Origin of the sequence: Streptomyces justiciae, assembly GCF_015163075.1 — a bacterium.
Classification (GTDB): Bacteria; Actinomycetota; Actinomycetes; order Streptomycetales; family Streptomycetaceae; genus Streptomyces; species Streptomyces justiciae.
This window is the reverse complement of the sequence record NZ_JADDXU010000027.1, coordinates 103,605-113,031: the sequence shown is the minus strand read 5'-3', so window position 1 is coordinate 113,031 and position 9,427 is coordinate 103,605. Positions and strand designations below refer to the sequence as shown.

Annotated in this window: 8 protein-coding genes; 6 read left to right on the top strand and 2 right to left on the bottom strand. The window is 68.6% G+C overall.

Going from position 1 to position 9,427, the window contains the following annotated elements; all coding sequences use genetic code 11:
• Positions 1-1,594, bottom strand: a 1,594-nt coding sequence (locus IQ210_RS43495; RefSeq protein WP_194084781.1) for a sigma factor, incomplete at its 3' end; no start/stop codon positions are given.
• 236 nt (positions 1,595-1,830) lie between these two features.
• Here IQ210_RS43495 and IQ210_RS43490 point away from each other — a divergent pair.
• Positions 1,831-2,244, top strand: coding sequence for an SsgA family sporulation/cell division regulator (locus tag IQ210_RS43490; protein ID WP_194084780.1), 414 nt, complete (start codon positions 1,831-1,833; stop codon positions 2,242-2,244).
• Between the two features lie 22 nt (positions 2,245-2,266).
• On the opposite strand, the gene IQ210_RS43485 is transcribed toward IQ210_RS43490, so the two are convergent.
• Entirely contained in the window at positions 2,267-2,602 is a 336-nt protein-coding gene (locus IQ210_RS43485; RefSeq protein ID WP_059193017.1) for a hypothetical protein, read from the bottom strand.
• Between the two features lie 131 nt (positions 2,603-2,733).
• On the opposite strand from IQ210_RS43485, the gene IQ210_RS43480 reads away from it, so the two are divergent.
• From IQ210_RS43480 to IQ210_RS43460, 5 genes are all read left to right on the top strand, one after another.
• On the top strand, positions 2,734-3,381 hold the full coding sequence (locus tag IQ210_RS43480; protein ID WP_194084779.1) for a hypothetical protein: 648 nt from the start codon (positions 2,734-2,736) through the stop codon (positions 3,379-3,381).
• On the top strand, positions 3,378-3,989 hold the full coding sequence (locus IQ210_RS43475) for a hypothetical protein (RefSeq protein WP_194084778.1): 612 nt from the start codon (positions 3,378-3,380) through the stop codon (positions 3,987-3,989). The genes IQ210_RS43480 and IQ210_RS43475 overlap by 4 nt, the downstream gene beginning before the upstream one ends.
• Positions 3,976-4,296, top strand: a complete 321-nt coding sequence (locus IQ210_RS43470) for a hypothetical protein (RefSeq protein ID WP_194084777.1) — start codon at positions 3,976-3,978, stop codon at positions 4,294-4,296. The genes IQ210_RS43475 and IQ210_RS43470 overlap by 14 nt, the downstream gene beginning before the upstream one ends.
• Positions 4,293-4,760 carry a hypothetical protein gene (locus IQ210_RS43465; RefSeq protein ID WP_194084776.1) on the top strand — a complete coding sequence of 156 codons (468 nt, stop codon included), beginning with the start codon at positions 4,293-4,295 and terminating at the stop codon, positions 4,758-4,760. Before IQ210_RS43470 ends, IQ210_RS43465 begins: the two co-directional genes overlap by 4 nt.
• A gap of 95 nt (positions 4,761-4,855) precedes the next feature.
• Complete coding sequence (locus IQ210_RS43460; RefSeq protein WP_194084775.1) at positions 4,856-9,424, top strand: DUF6531 domain-containing protein; 4,569 nt, start codon at positions 4,856-4,858, stop codon at positions 9,422-9,424.
• Positions 9,425-9,427: the final 3 nt, after the last annotated feature.

Genomic DNA, 9,427 nt, shown 5'->3' with positions numbered 1-9,427 from the left:
GGCTGGTGCCGGGGCTGACCGGACGCCGGATCGGGGGCATGGCGGGGGGGGGGGGGGGGGGTGGAGGGGGGGGGGCGGGGGGGGGGGGGGCGGGCTTCGGCGGGGCGTAATCGGCGGGGGGGGTGGGCTGCTCGGGCGGGTTGTCGGCGGGCGGGGTGGGCTCCCCGGGGGTGTCCTTGGTTGGGGGTATGGGCTGGTCCGGGGTGTCGTCCGTGGGTGGCGCGGGCTGTGCCGGCGGGTTCTTTGCGGGCGGTGCTGGTTCCTCAGGGGTGTCCTTGGCCGGGGGCGCGGGCTTGTCCGGGGTGTCTTCGGCGGGCGGTGTCGGCTGGTCCGGTGTGTCCTCAGCGGGCGGTGTCGGCTGTTCCGGGGCGGGGGCGGTCGGCGAAAGGACGGAAGGGGGCGTGGGTTCGCTCGGAGGCGGCGCCGGCTCATCGGCGCCCGGCGTACGCGTGTCGACCGACGACCCGTCGCCTCGCTCAGCGCTGGCCGGCTGCACCGTCGTACCGCCATCGCCACTGCCACCGTCGTCACCCCGCGCGCCCGCCACCGGCGTATCAGCCGCCGCCGAACCGGTCCCCGGCGCATCGGCCACTGGCGTACCGGCCACCGGCCCTTCCGCCACCGGTACCTGCCCCGCCGGTGCCTCCGCAACCGGCGTCCGCTCGGCCGGAGTCGGCGTGGAGTAGCCGGGGCCGAGGGCGAGGATGACCACGGCGGCGCCCGCCACGACCGCACCGGCCGCGACCGCGGCCTTGGCGCCGCCGGCGGTGACATGGCGTACCCCCTCCAGCACCCCGCCGCCCTTGAGCCCCGCGGCCCCCGCGGCCGCCGCCGTGAGCACGTACTTGCCCGCACCTCCCGCCACGAACACCAGCAACGCGGGCCCGACCAGCGCCGGCAACCGGTCGTTGGCGCTCATCAGGGCCGCCAGCCGCGCCCGGCAGTCGTCGCAGGCGTCCACGTGTCCGAGCAGCCGCTCGGACTGCCGTTCCGTGGCGGCACCCCGTACATACGCGGGCATCCGTGCCCAGTGCACCTGGCAGGCGGGGTCGTCCGGTGCCCCGGTCTGGGTGCGGAGAAACGCCTGCCGCATCCCTTCCCGTGCCCGGTGCAGCAGCACGGCCGTAGCCCCGTCCTTCGTCCCCACCTGCGGCCCGATCGCCGCGAGCGGCTGCCCTTCCGCCTCCGCCAGCCACAGCGCCTTGACCCACCGCTCGGGCAACTGCCCCAGCACCCGCACGAGTAGATCGACGGCGGACACCTGCTCGGCAGGATCAGCGCAGCCCCGCGTCTGAGCGGGCACCTCGCCCCGCTCGTCGCTCTGCGGGTCCTGAGGCGTCTCCCGTACGGCAGTTCCGGCGGCGGCGCTCGCGAGATGGCGCACGGTCGTCATCAGATACGCCGGCACGTTCTCGATCTCGTGCCCCTCGGCCAGCCGCCGCCACACCCTGAAGTGGGCCTCTGCGACGAGGTCTTCGGCCGTCCAGGAGTTCCGCGTGAGGGAGCGGGCGTACGCGACGAGGCGCGGCTGCTGCTCCTCGTACATCCGGGCGTAGGAGAAGTTCGAAGCGGTGGAAGTGGAACCGTCGGACATGGCGGAACGCTCCAGGGCCTGCGTGGGGAGGGGGCAGGGAAGGGTTTGTCAGCGTAGATGACAAAACTTTCAATCAAAGTTTCAAGCGCCATGGAAAGTGATGCAGGTCACATCAACATCTTGCGTAACCGGCGTAATGCACAGGCCACTTGCGTGCTCGTACCAGTACGTCGGCCAACTCGCCGCCGCCCTGCCCTGCTGTGCCCCGCCCCACCCCGCAACGGAGACCGCCCACCATGTCCATCACCCTGGAACAGCCCACCGGCGCCAGCCTGCTCACCCCCGACGACGAGGAGCTGGCGGTCACGTTGACCCTCCGCTACACCTCGGCCGACCCGCTGGCCGTCCACCTCCTCTTCCCCGCGTGGATCTCGCTCGACGGCGAGGAGCTGACCTGGACCTTCGCCCGCAGCCTTCTGGAGGAGGGGCTGGGCAGCCCGGCGGGCGTGGGGAACGTACACGTCCGCCCGTACGGCCCGACGCGCACGGCGGTGGAGTTCCGGGCGCCGGAGGGCGTGGCGATCGTCCTCTTCGACACGACGACACTCCACCGCTTCCTGCTGCGCACGTACACGATCACGGAGCCGGGTGGCGAGCCGGTGGGGCGGGAATTGGAGCAGGGACTGGCCTCCCTGCTGGGCGGAGTATGAGCCGGACGACGGCCGCCCGGCCTTACTTCTCCTTCTTCGGCCGCTTGTCCTCGGTCTTCATCTTGTCGTTGACCTGCTTGGCCAGTTCGTCGTCGAGCTTCTTGAACTCCCGGACGACGGCGTCCGACATCTTCGACAGCGCGTCGAGCTGCTGCGTGATGTCCTCGCGGCCGTCCTCCCAGTTGGACTCGAAGTCGTCGAGGGCGTCGTTCACGCTGCCGTCGCCGATGTCGTCCTTGTACTGCTCGAAGAGCTTCTTGGTGTGGTTGAGGCGGGTCTTGATCGACCGCAGCCGGCGTCCGTAGTCCTCGAGTTCGCTCAGCGGGAGCGAGAGGTCACTCTTGCCGTTCTGTCCCATGTCCCCGTCCCCCGGTTCCGGTGCCGATCTCGTAGTCTGACGTGCACGGTACAACGCAACGGTTGCAGCGAGCGATCGAGCAAACGCGCGGTACTTCCGAACCACGGGGAACAACGGGGAAGGTCGACGTCATGGCCCGCTACATGGAGGCGCTCACGGTCGAGCGCGGGGGTTTCCGTATCAAGGTCCCCGAGTCGTGGTGGGAGTTCGACGTACGCCCGGAGTCCCGTGACGACTCGATCCGCCGCATGGTGAACGACCGGATCGCCCAGCGCCCGGAGCTGTCCCCGTACAAGGACGTGTACATGGACTTCCTCCGCAAGGCCGCGGCGGACGCCTGGAAGTCGGGCGCCCTGTACTGCGGCTGCATGGCGGAGAACTTCGGCGGCGACACCCCGATCACGGGCTCGGTGACGGTGTCGATGGTCGGCGGCCGCAACGAACGCGGCGAGCCCCTCTCCACCGACCCGTCCGTCATCGCGAGCCAACTCGCCGTCAAGGAAGCCAAGAAGGAGGGCGACTCCTGGCGCAAGGTGACGACGGTGGACATCCCGGGGGTGGGCCCTGCGGCACGCACGTACGGCATCGAGGACATCGTCGTACCCGGCGACGCCCTGAACCGCACGATCCGCGCGGTCCTGATGCAGACATACATCCCCGTACCCGGCCAGGAGGGCAAGGTCGCCCTGGTAGGCGGCAGCAGCCAGGTCCTGGACCTGGCGGACTCCTTCTTCGACATCTTCGACGCGATCACGTCGACGTTCCGGTTCACCGGTTGACGGTGGTCGGGGCCGACGAACGTGGGCTGGCGTACGACGTCTTCGGGCCGTTGTGGTCGGTACTGGACCTGGCGGCCGCGGCCGGGTCGTCGACGCTGACCACCTTCGTGACGGCACACCGCGCCGAACTGGACGGGCTGCTCGCGGTGGTACAGGCGGTCGGCGACTTCTCACCCGAGACGATGCGGCTCTTCGAGCGACAGGGCGGTTGGGGCGACGGGTCGGGGGACGTGACGGCCGAGTCCCTGATGTTGCACTCGGGCTGCATCGAGGAGTATCCACCGAACGTCGACGACCCCTTGGTGCTGCGGCGGATGCTCGGCATGGGTGCGGACTTGCAGTTGGCCAGGCTCATGGAGGGGCTGGTGGGCGCCGCCGTGGCGCGGGGCCCGGGGGTGGAGAGGGGAACGACTCTCGTCGTAGCGGCAATGCGGAGGGCGGCGGCACTCGCAGTGCCCAGGTCCGTGTCGGACGTCTTCCGGATGTGGCGGGTGGCGTTCCTGCCGGGCGTACTGCGACCGGTTTCGCCGACGCCGGAGACGGCGAGGACGGGCGTCAGGGCGTACGCCCATGCATTGGAGGGTGTGCTGCTCGATGGGCCTGGATGACCTGCGTACGTCGTACGACCGCCTGCGCGCGGAGCTGGAAGGGACACGGTTCGAGGTGACCTGGCAGGCACCGACCGCGAACCACCCCAAACAGAGCGCGTGCCTCAGCCTCGAAGGGCCGGACCGCCTGGGGGCGTTGATCGTCTGGGCCAGCGGGGAGGCGCAGCTACAGCTGGCGGCCGTGGCGAGCGGTGAGGTGACGGACGAGGTGTTGGAGTTGGCCGATGCTGATCAATTGGCGTGGGCCGTGACGAGGTTGAAGGCCTGGGTCATGGGACGAGACACCGGAGAAGAGCGTGAGGCATGAACCGCGACTGGAACTGGGAAACCGGCGAGGGCCTGCTCGGCATGGACGACCCGGCCGAAGTTGACGCCGCGCTCGACCGCAACGACGACAGCCTGGGTGCCGCGGTGATCGGTCTCGCCCTCAACTGCCCGCCCGAGGTGGTCTCCCCGCGGATCATCCGCGCCCTGGAACTACTGCCCGGCCCGGGCCGCGACTTCCCCTTCACCGCGACCGCCCACCTCGCCCGCCTCGACGGTCGCCTGACTCCGGAGCTGTACGACGCCCTGCGCGCCGAGGGCCTGGGCGGTGCCGCAGACCATGCGATCGACGACACGCTGACGTTCGTACCCTTCCGGGACCTCCCGCCGTGGCTGAAGCGGCGGTGGGTGTACGTGACGGTGCGGGAGACGCTGCTGCGGTGGATGCGGCCGCTCGAGCCCGTCGGCGACGCGTGGCGAGCTGTGCGCAGTCGCCGCCGGCCCTGATGACATGCTGTTTCTCGCGCCGAACGGCTGTTCCCTGTAGGTTCGCGTGTGCACATGGCTGTTGATAGTGATGCACGCGTGACGGGGGTTGCGGTATGGCGGGGCATCGGCCCACGGACTGGCATGTCCTGGATCTGGACAAGGACCCGACGCCGGGTGATCCGGACCGGATCAAGCTGCTGGCGAAGACACTCCACGACTTCGCCGATGACGTCTCGGATGCCCTTCGCTTGGTCAATGGCATGGCGGGTGAGGACACCCTGCTGGAGTGGGCCGGCAAGTCGGCGGAGGTCTTCAAGGACGAGTTCGGGGACGTCCCGAAGAACCTGAAGAAGCTGAAGAAGTCGTACGAGTTGTGCGGCGACGCGCTGACCGACTTCTGGCCGAAGCTGGAGCGCGCCCAGGCGCTGGCCGACCGTGCCCTGGCCAAGGGCCGGGAAGCTCAGAGCGACCTGTCCTCCGCCAACTCCCGCCTGGCGTCGGCCGATTCGTGGGTGACGCGGGCGAACAAGGAAGCCGACAAGTACAAGGACGATCCCACCGGAAGTAAGTCGGGCGGTGACAAGCCGGACGAGGGCAAGGTCCGAGCCGCCACCCGGGATGCTCAGCATGCCAAGTCCGCGCAGACCAGCGCCCAGTCGGACGTCAACGACGCTCAGGGTGCGTTGGCCGCGGCGAAGAAGATGGCCGAGGACGCGCGCAAGATGCGCGAGGAGGCCGCGCACACCGCGAAGACGAAGATCGACGAGGCCTCCGACGCCGGTATTCAGAACCGGTCGTGGTGGGAGGAGGTCGGGGACTGGTTCTCCGACAACTGGGACAACATCGTCGCCGTCTGCAAGATCGTCGTCGCGGTGGTCGGTGTCATCGCGATGATCATCGGTGGGCCGATCCTCGGCGCGATCGTGCTGATCGCGGCCCTCGTCGTGCTCGCCGACACGCTCTACAAATACTCCAAAGGCCAGGCCTCCCTGTGGGATGTGGGCCTGGCGGCGTTGGACTGCATACCGGGGATGAAGGGGCTGACCACCCTCGGCGGCCTCGCCAAGGGGCTCAAGGCCTTCGGTAAGACCGGACTCAAGGGCATGGCTCTCGGTGTCAAAGGCCTGGGCAAGAGCGCTCGCGGGCTGCTCGACGGATCCAAGGGAGCCTTCAACCGCCTCAAGAACGTGGTGCGGTCCAAGGGCAGTGACCCCGTGGACATGGCCACCGGCGCCATGTACCTCCCGCAGTCCGATGTGTATCTGCCGGGTCTGCTGCCTTTGGAGTTCACCCGCCGAGTCGCCTCCGACTACCGCTGCGGCTGGTGGTTTGGCCCGACCTGGTCCTCCACCGTCGACCAGCGCCTCGAAGTCGACGAGCAGGGGGTTGTGTTTGTCACCGAGGACGGGTTGCTCCTCTCTTACCCCCATCCGGCCGATACCCACGCCCCCGTACTGCCCACAGCAGGGCCCCGATGGCCGCTGATCCGAGGGGACGACGGCGGGTACGCAATCGAGGACCCGTATACGGGGCTCACTCGTCAATTCGCCCACCCCACCACTGACGGCCTCGCGCTTCTGGCACGAATCACCGACCGCAACGAGCACGCCATCACCTTCGAATACGACGACTACGGCGCCCCATTGGCGATTCGCCACTCCAGCGGCTACCACCTCGCCCTGGCCACCGAGGACGGCCGGGTCACCTCCCTCAGTCTCGTCGGTGCCGCGGAGGACGGCTCGGACGTGCTCATCAAGCGGTTCGCTTATACCGACGGCAATCTCACCGAGACGTTCAACTCATCAGGTTCGCCCCTGAGGTTCAGCTACGACCACCGGCTGCGCATCACGTCCTGGACGGACTCGAACGACAGCCGCTATGCCTACACCTATGACGCCCGGGACCGCTGTGTCGCCGAGGGCGGCGAGGCCGGTCATATCGCCATCACCCTCGACTACGAGGACACCGACCCTGCCTGGCCCGGCTGCCGCATCACGACCTTGACGACTGCGGAAGGCGCCGTCACCCGCTTCGTCGTCAACGACAACTGTCAGGTCGTCGCAGAGATCGACCCCCTCGGCCACACCACTCGGACCTCCTACGACGAGCACCACCACGTCACGTCGCACACGAACGAGCTGGGCCACACGACGGAGTACCGCAATGACGAATTCGGCCGACCTCTGGAGATCCGGTACCCGGACGGGAACCGGTCCATCGTCGTCTACAACGAGTTGGGCCTGCCGACCGAGACAGTGACGCCGAACGGCGAGCGGTGGCAGCGTACGTACGATGACCGCGGCAACGGTCTCACCCTCACCGACCCGACCGGAGCGACGAGCCACTTCCGCTACGACGGGCAGGGGCGCCTCACCGAGTTCGTGGACGCTCTCGGACGTGCAACGCGCCTTGTCTGCAACTCGGCGGGACTAGGCATCGAAGTGACCGACCCGCTCGGGAACCGAACCGTCCAAGAGCGTGACGCCTTCGGCCGGACCGTCTCCGAGACCGGCCCTCTCGGCACGGTGACACGGTGGCGGTGGAACACGGAGGGGCAGCTCCTCAGCACCACGCACCCGGACGGTTCGACCGAATCGTGGACCTACGACGCCGAGGGCAACTGTACGAGCCACACGGACGGGACGGGCGCCGTGACGTACTACGAGTACACCCACTTCGACCTGCTCAGTGCCCGCACCGAGCCGGGCGGCGTGCGGTACCGCTTCGAGTACGACCCCTCGCTCCGGCTCATTCGCGTGAGCCGGCCCGACGGCCGTGCCTGGGATTACGCGTACGACGCGGCTGGGCGTCTGGTCGCGGAGTCGGACTTCTGCGACCGTGTGGCTCGCTACGAGTATGACGCTGCAGGAAGGCTCATCGCCCGGACGACCCCCACCGGCCAGGTCGTCCGGCACGCACGGGACGTCATGGGACGGGTGTCGCGCACCGAGGCGGACGACGAGGCCACCGACTTCTCCTACGATCCCATGGGCCGACTGGTGGGCGCCGTGTGGTCCGAGGGGCAGCTGACCCGTGCCTACGACGCCGCGGGTCTGCTGACGTCGGAGACGGTCAACGGGCGCACGCTGCACCTGACGTACGACGCCGTGGGGCAGCTGATCCGGCGCCGGACGCCGGCGGGGACCGACACCGCGTACTCCTACGACGCGGCGGGTCGGCGGACCGTGCTGGCCGTTGGCGGTCGTACCATCACCTCCGCGCACGACCCGGTGGGGCGGGAGACCGGGCGCAGCTGGGGAAGCACGGTCCACCTGGCGCAGTCCTGGGACGTCATGGACCGGCTGCTCAGCAGCGGCCTGAGCGGTCCGCGGGGTCCGGTGTCGGCCCCGCAGGAGTACACGTGGCGTCCGGACGGGGCGTTGGCCGCGGTCGGTGACCGGCAGCACACCTTGGGCGCCGACGGCAGGATCACTCAAGTCCGGGCGGCCGACTGGACGGAAACGTACGCCTATGACGCCCTCGGCAACCAGGTGGAGGCTTACTGGCCCGCGTTCCATCCCGGCGCGGACGCTACCGGAGCACGCGAGTACGAGGGCGGCCGTCTTGTCTCGGCCGGGCATGTGCGCTACGAGCATGACGCGAGCGGGCGTCTCACCGTACGGCGCCGGGTCCGTCTCTCCCGGAAGCCCGATGTCTGGCGGTATGTCTGGGATGCCCAGGACCGGCTGACTGGGGTCACCGTTCCCGACGGGAGCGTGTGGCGTTACCGGTACGACCCGTTGGGGCGCCGCATTGCCAAGCAGCACTTGGCCGCCGACGGGCGGACGGTGCTGGAGGAGACCTGTTTCACCTGGCACGAGGGGATGCTGGTGGAGCAGAGCATGAGTGTGACGGATGTTCCCACTGTGCAGACGATGACATGGGAGTTCGACGAGAGCGGGATAGAACCGCTGGCGCAGTCGGAGCGTTACATGAGGGCCGCGCCCGTAACGCAGGAAGATGCCATGTCGCAGGAAGAGGTCGACAACCGCTTCTACGCCATCGTCACCGACTCCATCGGATCACCGACACAGCTGCTCGACGAGCAGGGTGGTGTCGCATGGAGCCGCACAGCGACCCTGTGGGGCGCCACCACCTGGAACCACGACGCCACGGCCTACACACCATTGCGTTTCCCGGGCCAGTACCACGACGTGGAGACGGGGCACCACTACAACCTGCACCGGCACTACGACCCCGAGACGGGACGGTATCTCAGCCCGGATCCTCTGGGATTGAGCGCGGCACCCAACCCGGACACCTACGTCCACGACCCCCTCACGTGGTCTGACCCCTATGGTCTCTCTCCCTACCAGCCGATCCGGGTGAGAGCGGGACAGCAGGTGAAGAAGGGGACGCCGTTCGAGATGAGCCCGCCGGAGCGGGAGTTTGTGCAAGCGCTCCTGCAGAAGCGCACCAACCTGCGGGTCTATCGCACGCACGGCAAGCAGGCCGAGGGAGACTTTGTGATCGTAGACATGACGGACAAGAAGAACCGGGTCGGGTGGGTCGTTGACCACAAGATGAACAGCGAAAAGGTCACCAAGGGCAACCAGTTTACGAACGCCGCTCGGGCCGCAGAGGCTGTCGGCATCAGGTCCGGAAATTTTGAGATCGCCACGGGAGACACCGAGAAGCTGCTGCAGATCCTCAGCCGTGGCCGTGGTGAGTGGGGACGGTAGAAA

Bases quoted from the DNA above. Each gene is read 5' to 3' on its own strand.
- IQ210_RS43470 (WP_194084777.1), top strand. From the start codon at position 3,976: ATGGGCCTGGATGACCTGCGTACGTCGTACGACCGCCTGCGCGCGGAG.
- IQ210_RS43480 (WP_194084779.1), top strand. From the start codon at position 2,734: ATGGCCCGCTACATGGAGGCGCTCACGGTCGAGCGCGGGGGTTTCCGT.
- IQ210_RS43485 (WP_059193017.1), bottom strand. From the start codon at position 2,602: ATGGGACAGAACGGCAAGAGTGACCTCTCGCTCCCGCTGAGCGAACTC.
- IQ210_RS43490 (WP_194084780.1), top strand. From the start codon at position 1,831: ATGTCCATCACCCTGGAACAGCCCACCGGCGCCAGCCTGCTCACCCCC.
- IQ210_RS43465 (WP_194084776.1), top strand. From the start codon at position 4,293: ATGAACCGCGACTGGAACTGGGAAACCGGCGAGGGCCTGCTCGGCATG.
- IQ210_RS43460 (WP_194084775.1), top strand. From the start codon at position 4,856: ATGGCGGGGCATCGGCCCACGGACTGGCATGTCCTGGATCTGGACAAG.